Origin of the sequence: Aquimarina sp. ERC-38 (assembly GCF_026222555.1) — a bacterium.
In the GTDB taxonomy this organism is placed as follows: Bacteria; Bacteroidota; Bacteroidia; order Flavobacteriales; family Flavobacteriaceae; genus Aquimarina.
Genome location: NZ_CP098511.1, coordinates 3,726,306 through 3,742,331 on the forward strand (window position 1 = coordinate 3,726,306; position 16,026 = coordinate 3,742,331).

Annotated in this window: 15 protein-coding genes; 11 read left to right on the forward strand and 4 right to left on the reverse strand. The window is 34.5% G+C overall.

Annotation, left to right across the window (positions count from 1 at the left end; genetic code table 11):
- Window positions 1-710: 710 nt before the first annotated feature.
- From fabV to NBT05_RS15605, 9 genes are all read left to right on the forward strand, one after another.
- On the forward strand, window positions 711-1,910 hold the full coding sequence (gene fabV, locus NBT05_RS15565) for an enoyl-ACP reductase FabV (protein ID WP_265770810.1): 1,200 nt from the start codon (window positions 711-713) through the stop codon (window positions 1,908-1,910).
- Between the two features lie 100 nt (window positions 1,911-2,010).
- The gene (locus NBT05_RS15570) at window positions 2,011-2,394 is read left to right on the forward strand and encodes a hypothetical protein (protein WP_265770811.1); all 384 of its coding nucleotides are present in this window, start codon (window positions 2,011-2,013) and stop codon (window positions 2,392-2,394) included.
- 587 nt (window positions 2,395-2,981) lie between these two features.
- Complete coding sequence (locus NBT05_RS15575) at window positions 2,982-3,848, forward strand: MbnP family protein (RefSeq protein WP_265770813.1); 867 nt, start codon at window positions 2,982-2,984, stop codon at window positions 3,846-3,848.
- Window position 3,849: 1 nt separating this feature from the next.
- Window positions 3,850-4,911, forward strand: a complete 1,062-nt coding sequence (locus NBT05_RS15580) for a cytochrome-c peroxidase (protein ID WP_265770814.1) — start codon at window positions 3,850-3,852, stop codon at window positions 4,909-4,911.
- Window positions 4,908-5,879: a hypothetical protein gene (locus tag NBT05_RS15585; RefSeq protein WP_265770815.1), complete on the forward strand. Its 972-nt coding sequence runs from the start codon at window positions 4,908-4,910 to the stop codon at window positions 5,877-5,879. Before NBT05_RS15580 ends, NBT05_RS15585 begins: the two co-directional genes overlap by 4 nt.
- A 96-nt stretch (window positions 5,880-5,975) precedes the next feature.
- Window positions 5,976-6,398: a hypothetical protein gene (locus NBT05_RS15590; RefSeq protein WP_265770816.1), complete on the forward strand. Its 423-nt coding sequence runs from the start codon at window positions 5,976-5,978 to the stop codon at window positions 6,396-6,398.
- A 168-nt stretch (window positions 6,399-6,566) separates the two neighbouring features.
- The gene (locus NBT05_RS15595; RefSeq protein ID WP_265770817.1) at window positions 6,567-7,385 is read left to right on the forward strand and encodes an OmpA family protein; all 819 of its coding nucleotides are present in this window, start codon (window positions 6,567-6,569) and stop codon (window positions 7,383-7,385) included.
- Between the two features lie 198 nt (window positions 7,386-7,583).
- Entirely contained in the window at window positions 7,584-9,794 is a 2,211-nt protein-coding gene (locus NBT05_RS15600) for an ATP-binding protein (RefSeq protein ID WP_265770818.1), read from the forward strand.
- Window positions 9,795-10,037: 243 nt separating this feature from the next.
- A complete protein-coding gene (locus tag NBT05_RS15605) occupies window positions 10,038-10,487 on the forward strand; it encodes a ferritin-like domain-containing protein (RefSeq protein WP_265770819.1) in 450 nt (149 codons plus the stop codon).
- A 72-nt stretch (window positions 10,488-10,559) separates the two neighbouring features.
- Here NBT05_RS15605 and NBT05_RS15610 read toward each other — a convergent pair whose 3' ends face one another.
- On the reverse strand, window positions 10,560-11,144 hold the full coding sequence (locus NBT05_RS15610) for a mechanosensitive ion channel domain-containing protein (protein WP_265770820.1): 585 nt from the start codon (window positions 11,142-11,144) through the stop codon (window positions 10,560-10,562).
- A gap of 360 nt (window positions 11,145-11,504) precedes the next feature.
- Here NBT05_RS15610 and NBT05_RS15615 point away from each other — a divergent pair, with 360 nt between their 5' ends.
- Both NBT05_RS15615 and NBT05_RS15620 read left to right on the forward strand, forming a co-directional pair.
- Window positions 11,505-12,083, forward strand: coding sequence for a TetR/AcrR family transcriptional regulator (locus tag NBT05_RS15615; RefSeq protein ID WP_265770821.1), 579 nt, complete (start codon window positions 11,505-11,507; stop codon window positions 12,081-12,083).
- 41 nt (window positions 12,084-12,124) lie between these two features.
- Window positions 12,125-12,802 (forward strand): type 1 glutamine amidotransferase domain-containing protein, encoded by a 678-nt coding sequence (locus tag NBT05_RS15620; RefSeq protein WP_265770822.1) that lies wholly within the window; start codon window positions 12,125-12,127, stop codon window positions 12,800-12,802.
- Between the two features lie 183 nt (window positions 12,803-12,985).
- Here the strand turns inward: NBT05_RS15620 and NBT05_RS15625 are convergent, their stop codons facing one another.
- The 3 genes from NBT05_RS15625 to NBT05_RS15635 all read right to left on the reverse strand — a co-directional run bounded on the left by NBT05_RS15625 (window position 12,986) and on the right by NBT05_RS15635 (window position 15,934).
- Entirely contained in the window at window positions 12,986-14,074 is a 1,089-nt protein-coding gene (locus tag NBT05_RS15625; protein WP_265770823.1) for a Gfo/Idh/MocA family protein, read from the reverse strand.
- Window positions 14,075-14,318: 244 nt separating this feature from the next.
- Window positions 14,319-15,152, reverse strand: a complete 834-nt coding sequence (locus NBT05_RS15630; protein WP_265770824.1) for an oxidoreductase — start codon at window positions 15,150-15,152, stop codon at window positions 14,319-14,321.
- 194 nt (window positions 15,153-15,346) lie between these two features.
- Complete coding sequence (locus NBT05_RS15635) at window positions 15,347-15,934, reverse strand: Crp/Fnr family transcriptional regulator (RefSeq protein WP_265770825.1); 588 nt, start codon at window positions 15,932-15,934, stop codon at window positions 15,347-15,349.
- Window positions 15,935-16,026 lie beyond the last annotated feature (92 nt).

Consider the following 16,026-nt stretch of genomic DNA (forward strand, 5'->3'; position numbering starts at 1 on the left):
TAATTAAGTAGGAAACCTTACAAATAAAATTAATGGGATTTATATTTGTCTTATGAATTTTAATACTATCGTATTTCCGTAAATCATATGTCCTACTAAGCGTCAGCTTTAGTAAAATTTAATTCTTAGTTTCTTTAATATTCAGTTGAATTGAGTAAAAGTTTGTAGAGCATAGTAAAATAAGGTAATCCCAAACTTTAAAGTAGTTGGAGGTTGCTTTTTCACCTTTTTTAAAAGTGATTTGTTTTTTACTTACTTCAAGCTCTAGTTTACAATAGTGTAGATAATTCTAATTCATATAAATCGATCCCATCCCCAGCTTTTCCCAAAGGGAAGGTAGCTAAAAGTCCTTTCCTTTGGAAAGGATTTAGGATAGGATAGATAGCTGTAAACTCAATAATTGGGTTAATTTCAATACACCAACGCTATTGTACACTAAAGCTCTAAATAATTTTATAATTTTAGTTTTCAGTAAATGATTAATCTTGGTTCTTGGTTCTAGGAGCGATAGCGACCTGCCCGTCTGCAGGCGGGTCTTGAATCTTTACCGGACACTATTGATTTTCAATACTATAATAATTAGTCTTAGTTCTTAGTTCTAGAAGCGATAGCGACCTGCCCGTGCAAGCGAGTCTTGAATCCTTATTAAAAATAAATGTTTTGGTTTCTTTTTTAATTACTGTAAGTTCGCAACCTAAACCGATAGAAAGATGATTATACAACCCAGAACAAGAGGATTCATATGTTTAACCGCGCATCCGGAAGGTTGTGCAAAAAATGTTACGGATCAAATAGCTTACGTTACTTCCAAAGAAAATATCGACGGACCAAAAAAGGTGTTGATCATCGGAGCTTCTACTGGTTTTGGTTTGGCTTCACGTATTACAGCTGCTTTTGGTTCGCAAGCTGCTACTATAGGGGTATTTCTAGAGAAACCTCCTAAAGAAAACCGTCCGGCTTCCCCGGGATGGTACAATAGTGCTGCCTTTGAAACCGAAGCCAATAAACAAAACCTTTACGCAAAAAGCATCAACGGAGATGCCTTTTCTACTGAAGTAAAAGAAGAAACGATTCAACTGATTAAAGAAGATTTAGGCACGGTTGACCTTGTGATTTATAGTCTGGCTTCCCCGGTTCGTAAAGATCCTGAAAGCGGAATAAAATATAAATCTGTTTTAAAACCTATCGGAAAAAAATTTGAAAATAAAACGGTGGATTTTCATACTGGTGAACTTTCTAACGTAGCCATTGACCCGGCAAATCAGGAAGATATAGACAATACTATAAAAGTAATGGGTGGCGAAGACTGGACTTTGTGGATCAAAGCTTTACTTGAAGCCGGAGTACTTGCGGAAAATTGTACAACCGTAGCGTACTCCTATATCGGCCCGGAAGTAACACAACCCGTGTACCGCGAAGGAACAATCGGGATGGCAAAAAACGACTTGGAACAAACAGCGTTTACCCTTACCGATCAGTTAAAAGATATAAAGGGTAAAGCATACGTTTCGGTAAATAAAGCATTAGTAACGCAGGCAAGTTCGGCAATTCCGGTGATTCCCCTTTATATTTCCCTTTTATACCAGGTAATGAAGGATAAGAATATTCATGAAGGTTGTATTGAACAAATCTACCGGCTATTTTCAGAACGATTATTTACGGAAGATACAATTCCGTTAGATACTGAAGGTCGAATCCGGATTGATGATTGGGAAATGCGCAAAGACGTACAGGAAGAAATACAAAAGCTTTGGAGTAGTGCAACCTCTGATAACATTGCAGACATTAGTGATCTGGAAGGCTATCGGAAAGATTTCTTTAACTTATTTGGCTTTAAGGTGCCGGGTATAGATGAGAGTAAAGAGGTAGATGAGATGCTTTGGATTACTTCGATAGCTCAAAATGCATAAAAATATTGATGTAGCGCTTCTGTTATCCTAATAAAAACAGGAGGATACTTTTTTATATTTTAATGGTGCTGTATCTTTACAGTCCACTTTTACCAAAGGAATGCGATTACTATGCTCCATATTTTTAATAGTATCATTTGTCTCACGACCGGTGATGGAGATTAGTGCTGTTCTTTATTATCAATTTAATATTGATTATATCATTGCTAATTATTGTGTTAATAAAAAACGTCCTCAACTTAAATGTGACGGAAAGTGTTATTTAGTACAAAACATAAAAAAAACAGCAACTCCAACAGAAAACAATACAAGCGGAGCGATAAGCATAGTAGAATCATTTTTACCCTTGTATTTTCAACAGCATATTATGGATATGCCTGAAAATATAGATACTCTTTATCAAGAACATCAGTGGGGAATTAAAAACCTACATTCCAATTTATTTACCACTACGATAGACCATCCGCCCAACCTATTTTCATAAATAGATATTTTTAAGTCTGTTTTCATTTTTAATTTCTGAAAGACACCTGATTTTATATCAAGTTGGTATTTACCTTCTGGTCTAAACTATAATTAATTTCCAAATTACCAGGTGATTACTACATTTTCGGTAGTCTTTTATGTGAATCAAATATTAAACTCATATGAAGTGTATCATAAATTCACTTTTTCAATTCCCTATCTTTAATTGAGGGATAAGCGCGGGGTTTTCCATTTAAGTAGATTTTGTTTGACTTTCCTTTAGAGGAAGGAAGCATATCCATATTGCTATCGAATAGCGAAATTTTTTGTACACCACTACGACGAAAGACTTTAAAATTATCTGTTAAACTTCAAAATATCTAGTATTTAGAACCTAAATATTTGATAGGTAAGCTAAAGGATTATCAAACAAATTCTTTGGATAAGATAATCAATGCTTACCAAAAAATCACAGTTGTATTATTTATTACCTAAAGATGAAGCTCCCGGAGCAATCTGGAAGTATGACATTATTAATAGCCAATGAATACGGTTCGATAGCACAAACACTTAAAAACTATAACATAAACTATATTAAAAGAAACAATGAAAAATTTATTTAAAACACTCTCGCTTACACTAATTGTACTATTTTTTACTAATTGCGAAAGCGACGATTCTAATGAAAATTCTGAAAACGAAGTAGGAACTATAGAACTAAAATGGGATAATGTAGTTGGATCACTAGACATGAATTTATTGGCTTTAACGGATAAAACCTATGCTTATAAGACAGCTAACGACCAGGATTTTAATATTAATCAATTCGGATATTATATTACCAATATAAAGTTAGAAGGTCCTGACGGAACAGTGTATGAAGATAAGGTAGAAGTTTCAGCAGATAAAACTACCGGAGTTTATCATATTTTAGAATCTAATCCTTATTCTACCATACTGAATCTTACCAACGTGCCAGCGGGTACTTATAACAAGATTACCTTCACTGTAGGTATTCCTGAAGAGATTGTAAATGAAGGAGCTATCGGTGGTGTATTGGATCCGGCAAACGGAGCCTGGTTTTGGAACTGGAATGCAGGATATATCGCTTTTGCCATAGAAGGATATGCTTCTACTTCGACGCAAAGCCTGGTAGAAAAGGATGGAGAAGTAATAACCCCCGAAGGTTTTTATAGAGTACATATTGGGGGATGGAAGAATCAGGAGCCTGTTGCAGGCGAAGCCCCCAAATTTGTAAACAATGTAAAAACTATTAGTATAGATATGAACTCGGATGCTACCGTAGCTTCAGATCTAAGCCCAAGCATACACATGATTGCCAATGCTAAGGCCTTATTAGATGAATCAGAAATGGATTTTGCCACTACCTTTGCCGTACATACTCCGGGAAAGGGAAAAGCTTTTGCTGATATTTTGGAGAAAGTATTTACCTTTAGTCACGTACACCAATAGGATGTATACATATATAAAAAAATGGAAGGCATGGATACTCTTATGGAGTTCATGCCTTGCCTTTATCGCCTGTCAAACGGACGACGATACCTACGTTTCTGTTACTGAAGTTGATTTTACGCTTCCTGAAAATTTTCCGGAAAGCACCTATGACTTTGATAAAAACCCAATTACCAAAAATGGTTTTGCTTTAGGAAAAAAGCTTTTTTTCGATCCTATTTTATCCAAAGACGGAAGTGTTTCTTGTAATAACTGCCATCAGCAATCCCGGGCTTTTGCAGATCTTCCCCTTCATCCTTTAAGTATTGGTGTAAATGATTCCCTGGGTGACCGTAATGCACCTGCATTGTTTAACCTGGCTTTTAGAAAGGAGTTTTTCTTTGACGGTGGCGTGACCCATCTGGATTTTGTTCCTATCAATGCAATTGAATCCGAAGTGGAGATGGCAAGTTCTATGAAAGTTTCCGTAGAAAGGCTTGAGAAACATGATGAATATCCCGAGTTATTTAAAAAAGCCTTTGGTACGGATAGCGTTACTTCTCCCAGAATTTTACTGGCTTTTTCTCAATTTCTAAATGCTATGATTTCGGATCAGTCGAGATTTGATCAATATCAAAGGGGAGATACCGAGGTTTTAAGCAAACAGGAATTAGATGGTAAAGCTGCATTTGATCAAAAGTGTGCCTCTTGTCACAGTGGGATATTGTTTACCGATCAGACCTTTAGAAATAACGGTATTTCGGATACCTTTTCTGATCCCGGGAGGGCTTTAATTTCAGAATCAGCAGAGGATTTAGGAAAATTTATGGTGCCCAGCCTTCGTAATATTGAGGTAACTGCCCCCTATATGCATAATGCCTCCTTTAATTCCTTAGAAGAAGTTCTGGAACATTATGCAACCGGAGTAAAATACTCGGAAACCTTAGATCCGGAATTTCAAAAAAACCCTTCAAAACCAGGTATTGATTTAAGCCCGCAGGAACAAAAGGACATCATTTCTTTTTTAAAATCTTTAACGGATGATGTGTTCCTAACCAATCCTAAATTCAGAAATAATCCATGAAAAATCTTGTAATTACTTTTATATTTCTATTGGCTACGATGATCACTCAAGCTTGTGATATTTGCGGTTGTCAACTCGGCGGTTTATATTTTGGATTGTTGTCAAATTCTAATGCGCATTATCTAGGCGTTCGGTATACCAAGGCGCATTTTAATGCTTCTATTGATTATGGGGAAGGTAGCTTGCTTGCTAATGAATTTTCAGAAGACACTTTTCACCGGGCAGAACTTTTAGGACGTTATATTTTATCAGATCGTTTTCAACTGCATACCATCGTACCTTATATATATAATGATATGAATGGTAGCGAACAGGTATTGACTTTTCAGGGGTTTGGAGACCCTAGTCTACTTTTATATTTTAATCCCCTACAGAAAAAGGAAGATCCCGAATCAAAAATAGCAGTTCCCAAATATAAAAACATATCTCATTCCTTACGTATCGGAGGAGGAATCAAATTACCGGTTGGAAAATTTAATCGACTTGATAAAGGTGAAATTGTCAATAGAAATTTTCAGGTAGGTACGGGAAGCGTAGATTTTTTAGTGACCACCAACTATAGTTTGGCTATCAAGAGATGGGGAATTAACTTAGAAGGTAGTTATAAAATAAATACCCGCAATAAGGATGAGTACCGTTTTGGAAACCAATTTAATGCCAGTAGCTATCTTTTTTACGCTCAGCCCTTGATCAATGCGTTACTTACGCCCTACTCCGGAATTTTTTATGAGACCGGAGAAGTTCATAAAGAAGGTCAAATTAAACAGGTAAATACAGGAGGAAATGCTACACATTTTACCGCTGGAGTACAATTGAACTGGAAGGCTATTACACTAAATTCTTTTTATCAAACCCCAATTAACCAAAATTATAATACTGATGATATTTCAACAATAAACGCTGGGGAACGCTGGAGTATTGGTCTGTTGTACAACTTTAAGAAAAAAGAAAAACTTACTTTTAATTAGTCAAATAACTGGGAAGTCAAAATCAATCATAGCTTATTAAAGAAATTTCTTAAATTTTCAGTTATTTTGTATGATATCTAAAGTTCCCATAAAACTATGAAAACTTGCTTTACTTTTTTCGTCACCGTTTTATTTTTAAGTTGCAATCAACCTTCCAAAAAAGAGCAACAATTTGACCAATTAATGAATGAAGTTATTGCCGTACATGACGAAGTAATGCCGAAAATGACGGATATGAGTCAGTTAATCTCAGAATTAAAACAAAAGACTGATACTACAGCAACCGGACTAGCTTATGGGGAAGCAAAAGATGATTTAGAAGCATCTTATGATTTTATGATGGAATGGATGCGGGATTTTAGTGATAAGTTTCCACCTGAAGAAGTAGTCACGGAAAAAGATGAGGAATTATTCAACAAGAAGTTACAAATGCTTGAAGAAGAAAAAGTAGAAGTAACTTTATTAAAAGACCAGATAAATACCAGTATAGAAAATGCAAAAGCATTGCTTGGTCAGTAAGTATAGCTGAATTGGCGGAAGATATTATAAACGTTATTTGAGCCATTGTGACTATCTCGGAAGAATAATTATTTTTGATAGACCTTTAAAACTAAAAATCAATCTAAACTTTGGTACGGCCTTTGTTTTCTAAAAATGTTTTACTTTAGCAACTGAAAATTTAACCCAATGATTAGACCCGTTTTATTTATAGTATTTGCTTTTTTAACAACAACTTCTACTATAACCGCACAGAAGAAAAAAGACTTACTGGAAGAAATCAGTAAATTAAAACAAGAACTAAAATCCGTTCAATCAGACCTTGTTTCAGCAAAAAAACAGGTAAATGCCAGTGAATCTAAAGTAAAAGGAATGGAAACTCAGGTGGCTGAATTAAAAGCAACCAATACTTCACTTTTAAGTAATATGAGCAGTTTTACCGAACTTTCTAATAAGAAAGCTTCGAATTTACAGAAGTCACAGGAAATTATTAAGGAGAAGGACCGTCAATTAAATGCTATTAATGATGCGTTGACTCAAAACGATTCTATCAATCTTGCAGTCTACAGTAAATTAAAAAATGCCCTGGGGGGTGATTATTTAAAGATAAGTAAAGGAACTATTTTTCTAGCAATGCCTAATGATGTTTTGTTTGGCGATACGGATAAAAGTATTAGTGTAGAAGATAAAGCAAAAACCACTTTAGAAAAATTAGCGGGTATTTTAACTAAGGATCCCGAATTAAAAGTGATTATTGAAGGAAATAGTAATGCTATAAAATTTGATGAAACTACTGCCCTTGATAATTGGGATTTAAGTTCAAGACAGGCAGCAGCCGTTGCCCGAACTTTGCAAACCGAATATGAGATTGACCCTAAGCGTTTATATGTGGTAGGTAAAGGTGAAACCGGTACCAGTGCTATTGAAACAGTAACCCGAATTATTATTGATCCTCAGTTCGAGCAGTTTTATGCAATGGTAAAGGATAATATGAAGAACTCTAAGTAGTTTGTAGTAGGTGGTGAAGGAGTGTCTACTAAAGTGGATACATTCAATCTTAATTCTTTCTTTAAAGATTAGATCCGGAAAAGGAAAACTTATAGCATACTTCTTTAATTTAATGTTCACTTTATACTTTTGAATAAATAAGGCTATCTATTATTTCATTGAAAGTTTATCTTTGTCTTTCACTTATTACTGACAAATTTGAAATCTTATCCTACCTATAACGACCTGGAAAAATGTGAAGACGAACCTATTGCATTTTATCCAAAGATACAAAGACATGGTTGCGTATTAATTCTAGACCGTACGCTGCAAATTAAGCAGGTAAGTACGAATACCGAGGATATTATTTCTATTGCTGCCGAAGACTTACTGAACGTTCTTATTAAAAAAATAGTTGACGAAGCTACTTTTAAAAAGATGGAGCAATGGCTTCATACCGATGTTGAATTTCAATATTTAACGGTAAATTTCGGGGGAAAAGATTGTATCGTAGCGCCTAAAAAAACTAAAGAAGGCCTGGTTTTAGACATTGAACTTGCAGATAAGAACTGGGATGAAGACATTTTTCAACAGAAACTATTACGTAGTTTTAAAACATTTTTCTCAGCACCTACCTTATCAGAATTATTAGTTAAGGCAAGTATAGAAATCAGGCAATTGATTGGTTTTGATAGGGTCATGATTTATCAGTTTGACAAAGACTGGAATGGTCATATTGTTAGCGAATCCCGTAATTCGGATTTGGAGTCCTGGTTAGGCTTGCATTATCCGGCTAGGGATGTTCCTAAAAACGCAAGAGATCTTTTTCAAAAAATGGGGGTACGTTCACTTAGTAATGTTACAGAGGAGTATGCAAAGATGGTTCCTAAATTACATCCGGATACCGGTGAATTAACTAATTTAGGAAATAGCCAGTTAAGAGGCTCCTCTCCTTTTCATATTGAATATCTAACCAATATGGGGGTTGCTGCAACCCTTAATTGCGCCATTATTCATAATCATAAATTATGGGGGTTAATTGCCGGTCACCATTACACTCCTAAAAAAGTCGGGTATTTAAAAAGACAGTCCTGCCAATTATTAGCCGAAATGTTTTCTTCTCAAATATCTATCAAAATAAGCGGGCAAACCTTTGAAGGCATCGAACGAATGTCATCCGTACGCCAAAAATTAATGGATAGCATTAATAGTACCGGAAGTATTTTGGATGGGCTAACAGCATACAAAGTAACCGGTAAGGATTTAGTGGACTGCTCGGATTTTATCGTAGGATTTGATACTCAGATATCTTCGGTATCAAACACCTTACCGGACTCAGTGTTACAACGCCTGGTTTTAGAATTATTCCGAGAATTTCCTGATCAGGATTGTATTGTTTTAGACAGCTTGTTAGATTATTGTCCCTGGATGGTAGATTACGTGAACGATGTTTCCGGGGTTTTACTTTTTAAAGTATCTAAAAGGTCATCTGTAGATTATATGCTTTGGCTCCGACCTGAAAAATTAAAGGAGGTAAACTGGGGAGGCGAACCTACTAAAAAATCCTTAGAAGCTGAAAAAAGCATACGGCTGTCACCTCGAAAATCTTTTGATAAATGGGTAGAAAAGGTAAAACATACCAGTGAATCCTGGACTCCCGATGAAATATCTATCAGCGAATCCCTGGTAGAAGATGTACGAAATATTATTGTAACCAAATTTACTGAAGTTAATTTGCTAAACAGACAATTGTCTGATTTGAACCGGGAATTGGAAAGTTTTAGTTATAGTGTAAGTCATGATTTACGAGGACCGCTACGCGGTATTGACGGATTTGCTCAAATTTTAATTGAAGATTATGGTGAAATACTAGATGACTACGGTAAAGAATCCCTGGATACCATCATAAAATCCTGTGCAAAGATGAATGAGTTGATGGATGATATCTTAGGATATAGCGGAATTGCAAAATTAGATCGAATTGATCAATATCATAACGTAGCAAATATTTGTAATAACATTGTTAAAGAAGGTAATTTTAAAGGGGAATTCCCAAATACAACTCTTACCATTCAAGATAATATTCCTGATATTTATGGGGACAAATCTATGATTTATCAGCTATTTTCTAATCTTTTGACTAATGCTTTTAAGTATTCAAGTAAAGTAGCTCATCCTGAAGTAAACGTAGGCTATAAGATGGAAGGTGATGCTCCCATTTATCATATTAAAGACAATGGTATAGGGTTTAATCCCGACTATGCTACAAAAATATTTGGAGTATTCACCCGATTAGTAAAAGAAGAATATAAAGGTACCGGGGTTGGCTTAGCTATTGCACAACGTGTTGTTTTAAAACATAATGGGCAAATCTGGGCAAATGGGGCTTTAGGAAAAGGAGCTATTTTTAAATTTAGGTTCGGTGACTAGGGCATTCCACTGGCTTTAGACAATTCACCTTACTGTAGAATAATGTTAAAAGTAGTGAAAGGTTAATAGGGTTGACTCTCACTATAAAGGCAAGATATATTGTTTAAGATAAATTTATCTTAATTTCTAAAAAAATATATAAAACTTTGAAAATAAGTTATTTGAGGACGTATTCCTAGTATCCCGGTTAATAGAATTTTATCTGATAAACTAAATTTATAGTAAATTTTAAAAATAAATACCATGAATGCAACAACAGATAAAATATACGACGAATTACAGGAAATTCTTGAAAAAAACAGAGATGCAGTAAAAGGATATAAAAAAGCTGCTGAAAATACCGATCATAGCGGACTAAAAGCTTATTTTGAAAGAAAAGCAACGGAGCGTTCTCAATTTAATTCTGAATTAGGAAGAGAAATTAAAGCTGCTTATACGGATTTTGACATTGACGGAAGTTTTGCAGGATCTATTCACAGAGCATGGATGGATGTTAAATCCTTATTTTCTGCTGATGATGCAGAATCAATGCTTGAAGAGTCTATCCGAGGAGATAAAGCTGCTATCGACGAGTATAATGATGTATTGGAAGAAACCGGAATTTCTCAATCTTTACGTTCGTTATTAACCCAACAAAGGAATAAAATCCAACAAGATATTTCTAAAAACAACAGTTTGGAAAACCTTCACTAGGAGAAAACTTATTTAAATTAGTTGTAAAATGGTTGCTTATTGTTAAGTAACCATTTTTTTTGTTTTGAGATATTAAGGGATAGTTTCGTCAGTACCTGTTTTTCTTTTAATCATTTTTTGGATAAAAATGTTATTGGGTAAAGTTAGTTCTTCATCATTCTTCATTCTAATAGTAATAAAAAAGAGACCAATATTACTAACCGTACCTTCTATCTCATATTCTTTGCCCTCCATGATAATTATTTCATCATCTAATTTAATGGAGTGGTTAAAAAAGATGATTACACTTGACGTAATATTAGAAAGAATAGACCATTGCGCAAAGAAAGCAACCCCCACTACAGTAAGAAAAGAACCGATAAAAACAACCAAATCGGATTGATGCACCCCCCATATGGTAAAAATGACAACTATCAGGATAAAACTAAGAATCAGCTTAATTGATTTTTTAACAATCCGTTCCCGGGAAGAATGTAGTAACTTATTTTCAATAGTCTTCTGAATAAGTTTACTGGAAGCTTTTTTTGCAATGATAAATACAATCACCACTATAATCGTTTCTAAAGCTTTGATATAACTTATCTCCATTGTTGTTACTTCTTTAAAATAGTCAGGATATGTAAAAAACTGATTTATACTTTTATCAATCGGATACAAATATATTCTTTTACTTGTTTCTTATCGGTTTAAAGTCCAGTAGCTTTGGTTATAGGTTAAAAAACGATTTAAACAGATTACTAAACCTTATTCTAAGCTACTTTTAATACTTCCTATATCTTAGTAATAAGAACTAATTCTTGATAACAGTTAAGTACAACATTAGGTTAAGCCCTATACTTATAAATTAGATATACAGGCAAATCTTATGTAAATGCATTAAGCAAATTGGAAAACTGTAGAATAAAAAAGAAGACTAATTACCCTTTAAATTCAAAATAGGTTTTACTACTATTAAAGTTTACATAAAAAAAGAATGAACGTTCATTTTTAAATTATATTTGTATGATATAAGATGATATGGTTGAATTATCTAAAGGTGAAATTAAACGAAAGGCTTTGGTAGACGCTACCATTTCTCTAGTTAACAACAATGGTTTTCATGCTGCTCCAGTTTCAAAAATAGCAAAAATGGCAAACGTGTCACCGGCTACTATCTATCTATATTTTGAAGATAAACAGGACCTGGTCAACAAAGTCTATATAGAGGTTAAGGAATCATTTACCGCTTATACTTTTAAAACTTATACTAAAAGTATGCCTGTGGCGGAAGGTTTTAAGCTTATTTGGAAACGAATTGCAACTTTTAAAACTACTGAAATTGCTAAGGCTATTTTTTTAGCGCAATGTGATAATACCCCGATAATTGATGAATCTAGCAGACAAGAAGGAATTAGGCATTTACAACCACTTTTAGATTTATGGAAACGTGGAAAGGAAGAAGGGGTAATTAAACCTTTATCTGACTATTTGTTGTACGCCTATACTATTAATCCTTTATCTTTTTTGATAGTAATGCAGCAACAAGGCGCTTTTACCATAGAAGAAAAGCATATCGAAGAAGCTTACCACGCTGCCTGGAACAGTATTAAATTATAAAAGACAATATTTTAAAATAATTTCAAAAGAAAAAATTAATTATGAAAAAAGTTTTATTTGTGCTTACAAGTCACGATCAATTAGGGGATACAGGAGAAAAAACAGGATTTTGGATTGAAGAATTTGCAAGCCCTTATTATTTATTAAAAGACAAAGGGGTTGCTATTACCCTGGCTTCCCCAAAAGGAGGACAACCCCCGATAGACCCTAAAAGTGCTGCTGAAGATTTTAGTACCCCGGCAACGGAGCGTTTTAATAAGGATAAAGAAACTCAGGAAGTTTTAAGTAAAACCTTAAAACTTGATACTGTAAACCAGGCTGATTATGATGCGGTCTTTTATCCGGGTGGTCATGGACCCCTATGGGACCTTGCAGAGGATAAAAGTTCTATTGCTTTAATTGAAAGTTTTTATAGTAATAATAAACCTGTCGGTGCCGTCTGCCATGCCCCTGCTATTTTTAAACATACAAAAGATGCTAAGGGTACTCCATTAGTTAAAGGAAAAAAGGTAACCGGATTTACAAACACCGAAGAAGAAGCCGTACAATTGACGGATGTAGTCCCTTTTTTAGTAGAAGATATGCTTAAGGAAAATGGAGGAATTTATTCTAAAGGGGAGGATTGGAACCCATATTCAGTGCAAGAAGGTAATTTAATCACGGGCCAGAATCCCGCTTCATCAGAACTGGTAGCCGAAAAATTATTAGCTATTTTATAAATTCAATTTAGCGAATGAAAATAGCGAAAGGCTTCTATCCGGAAGCCTTTTGCTATTTTATTTGTTTATTACGTCCATTCCACAAAAACTTACCAAACCCCCTCTTTCTTAGTTTATTTTAGGCTACCCTACTCCTCTTCTTCCCTAATAATTTGAAAAATATAGCAACAGTTGAAAGTTTTACTATGCTCTTTTAATTTCCACTTTTCTCCCGGTTTTAGCAGATTTATAAATAGCATCGATGACTACCATATCTTTATAGCCTTCTTCTCCGGTTATATGAGTGGGTAGCGCTTCATCTCTTAAGATATATTCGGCTATGCCATCCATCTGTTCGGATTGCTGGTTAATTAATGGAAAATTCATAATTCCCTGACTGGATTTTCCTTTTAAAGGGGCATAATTATGTGCCGGATCTAATTCAATAAACCCCTTATCCCCCGATGCATATATTTTATTGACATTATAACTATAAGAACTAGCGGAGTTGGTAATAGCCCCTCCTGGAAATTCTAACTGCCAGGTAATAGATTCTTCAACCTCTTTAAAATATTCAGGTCGCTGTATGGGTCCAAATTGCGCTGTAACGTATTTAGGCTCTTCTCCTAAGATATATCTATTATTTTGTATACAATAAATTCCAATATTAGGTAAAGGACCTCCCCCTGAAAGCTCTTTTTTTAAGTGCCAGGCATCTTTAGCCCAACCTTTTATCCTGTAGCCGAATCCCGAATCTATATATCTTACAGGACCTAGTTCATCCGTACTAGCCAGTCGTTTCATCTCATGATAGTAAGGGTCAAAATGTAATCGGTAGCCCACGGCTAATTGTACTTTATTCTTTTTACAGGCTGCTATCATTTCTAAACAATCCGGTGCATTAAGAGCCATTGGTTTTTCAACGATGACATGCTTACCAGAGTTGGCAGCCCTAATCGTAAACTCCTTGTGCATAGAATTAGGAAGTACGACATATACTAAATCGATATCTTTATTGTCTTTTATAGTATCAAAATTCTTGTAGTTGTAAATATTCTTTGAAGGAATATTATACTTCTCACCCCAGGAAACTTCTTTTTCAGGGGTACCGGTTATCAATCCCATCAATTTACAATTATGGGTTGATGCTAAAGCTTCGGCTAAAATTTTAGCATATTTTCCAAGTCCGCATAGGGCTATACGTAATGGTTTATCGTTTGTTAATTTAGTTTTTAGTTTTACGGATGATAACAAAGTAGGAGTAATGAGTGTTGCCCCACTAACTACTGCCATTTTTTTTAAAAAATTACGTCTTTGATCCAATGTGGTTTGATTTTAAGTCCGTTTGCTGAAATCAAATTTAATTATTAATCACGTACTAATGACCTAATTCTAAACTATATAATTATCGATCTAGTATTTTAATTCTAAAGGATGTATGCTAGTCAGATTATGTGTTGTTAAACAATACACTTAGTCGTATTATACGGTTTGGTTTTATATCCCGAACCGCTATTTATATACTTATTAATGTAATTTACGCTTGTGTATACACTGCATTCTCAGCAGTATTTCTATTTTTCTCCAGGTCAGATTTTACACTATCCAGTTTCATACCAATGGTCATCAATGCAACTTTACCTAATGGTAAACGGAGTGTCTGGTTTTCCGAATTAACTAAGTTGATAATAGCTTCCGCTGCTTTTACCGGATCACCTTCCTGTTTTCCATCTACACTTTTTAACTTGGTTCTAAATGCTCCTGCGGTTTCGGAATAATCAGTAATCTCGTTTTTAGCAAGTCCCAATCCGTTTCCCGCGAATTTTGTCCGGAACGGACCTGGTTCCACTATAGAAACTTTTATTCCGAGAGGTGCCACTTCTTGTGCCAGGGCTTCGCTAAACCCTTCTAAAGCAAATTTACTTGCATTATAAATCCCAAATCCGGCAAAGGCTTTGATTCCTCCATGTGATGAAATTTGTACGATATTTCCGCTTTTTTCCTTACGCATATAGGGTAAAACGGCTTGGGTCAGTTTTAAAGTACCAAAGAAATTAGCGTTAAAAACCTCCTTTACCTCTGCCATAGAAGTTTCTTCAATAGCACCTACAAAACCGATGCCTGCATTATTAACCAATACGTCAATCTTTCCGAATTTGTCAATGATGTTTAAAACGTTTTCTTCAATATTATGCTCATCTGTAATATCTAAAAGTATGGAATGGGCTTTATTCTTATACTTAGCATTAAAATCTGTTACCTGTTTCTGATTTCTAAACGTTCCGATCACGAAATCTCCGTTTTGAATAACGGATTCTGCAAGTACCTTACCTAATCCGCTTGAAATACCTGTTATTAACCAATTTTTCATAGACTTTTTTAAGTTTTAAATTATCCTAATGTTTGACATGGCGCAACCATTGTTGCCTCTTTTGTATTTTAATAAATTGATTTAAAATTAGTTATCCAATACTAATAAACACTAAAACGATTTTTTCAATTTATAAAAATTAAAATTTACTTTGCAAAAGTCTATTAAATTTAAAACTTAAAACTTGAAGTAGATTAAGTTTTTAAAGTCAGGTTTTTTCTAATTTTTGACATAAATTCAGGGGTAATACCGAGATAAGAAGCAATTACCTTTTGCGGAACACGGTATACAATTTTCGGATACCGTTGTTCTAGTTCCAAAAAACGTTCTTCGGCGGTCATACTTAAATTAGATAATGCTCTTTTTCTGGAGAAAGCGAAAGCCCTTTCGGTTGTAATTCTAAAATATTCACTTAATGCATGGATATCTCTGCAAAGTCCTTCAATATCTTGATAAGTCATTTGCAGAATTATAGAATCCTCTAGTGCTTCTACAAAGAGCGTAGCCGGTGTTTGCGTAATATAGCTATAAAAATCACTGGTAAAATGGTCTTCAATAGCAATTTGAACCGTATGCTCCTTACCTTCTCTATCTATAAAAAATGAACGAAAAGCTCCTTTTTCAATGTAATTTCGATATTTACAAACGTGATCAGGTTGGTCTATCAACTCCCGTTTTTTAATCGATTTGGTTCTGATTATAGAAGTCAATCTTTCTGTTTCCCCTGCGGTAAGAGTAACGTACTTTTTAATATTTCCTAATAGATTAACATATAAGTCCATTTTTTCCGGATGTATCGTAGGGTATTTCGAACTTTAAAATTAGTAAAATTATAATTGATAAAAGGTTCGTAAGTCTTGTATCAATAGTTCAA

What these genes read in the sequence shown, in the direction of transcription:
- fabV (WP_265770810.1), top strand. Translation starts at nt 711, where the DNA reads ATGATTATACAACCCAGAACAAGAGGATTCATATGTTTAACCGCGCAT.
- NBT05_RS15570 (WP_265770811.1), top strand. Translation starts at nt 2,011, where the DNA reads ATGCGATTACTATGCTCCATATTTTTAATAGTATCATTTGTCTCACGA.
- NBT05_RS15575 (WP_265770813.1), top strand. Translation starts at nt 2,982, where the DNA reads ATGAAAAATTTATTTAAAACACTCTCGCTTACACTAATTGTACTATTT.
- NBT05_RS15580 (WP_265770814.1), top strand. Translation starts at nt 3,850, where the DNA reads ATGTATACATATATAAAAAAATGGAAGGCATGGATACTCTTATGGAGT.
- NBT05_RS15585 (WP_265770815.1), top strand. Translation starts at nt 4,908, where the DNA reads ATGAAAAATCTTGTAATTACTTTTATATTTCTATTGGCTACGATGATC.
- NBT05_RS15590 (WP_265770816.1), top strand. Translation starts at nt 5,976, where the DNA reads ATGAAAACTTGCTTTACTTTTTTCGTCACCGTTTTATTTTTAAGTTGC.
- NBT05_RS15595 (WP_265770817.1), top strand. Translation starts at nt 6,567, where the DNA reads ATGATTAGACCCGTTTTATTTATAGTATTTGCTTTTTTAACAACAACT.
- NBT05_RS15605 (WP_265770819.1), top strand. Translation starts at nt 10,038, where the DNA reads ATGAATGCAACAACAGATAAAATATACGACGAATTACAGGAAATTCTT.
- NBT05_RS15615 (WP_265770821.1), top strand. Translation starts at nt 11,505, where the DNA reads ATGGTTGAATTATCTAAAGGTGAAATTAAACGAAAGGCTTTGGTAGAC.
- NBT05_RS15620 (WP_265770822.1), top strand. Translation starts at nt 12,125, where the DNA reads ATGAAAAAAGTTTTATTTGTGCTTACAAGTCACGATCAATTAGGGGAT.
- NBT05_RS15625 (WP_265770823.1), bottom strand. Translation starts at nt 14,074, where the DNA reads ATGGCAGTAGTTAGTGGGGCAACACTCATTACTCCTACTTTGTTATCA.
- NBT05_RS15630 (WP_265770824.1), bottom strand. Translation starts at nt 15,152, where the DNA reads ATGAAAAATTGGTTAATAACAGGTATTTCAAGCGGATTAGGTAAGGTA.
- NBT05_RS15635 (WP_265770825.1), bottom strand. Translation starts at nt 15,934, where the DNA reads ATGGACTTATATGTTAATCTATTAGGAAATATTAAAAAGTACGTTACT.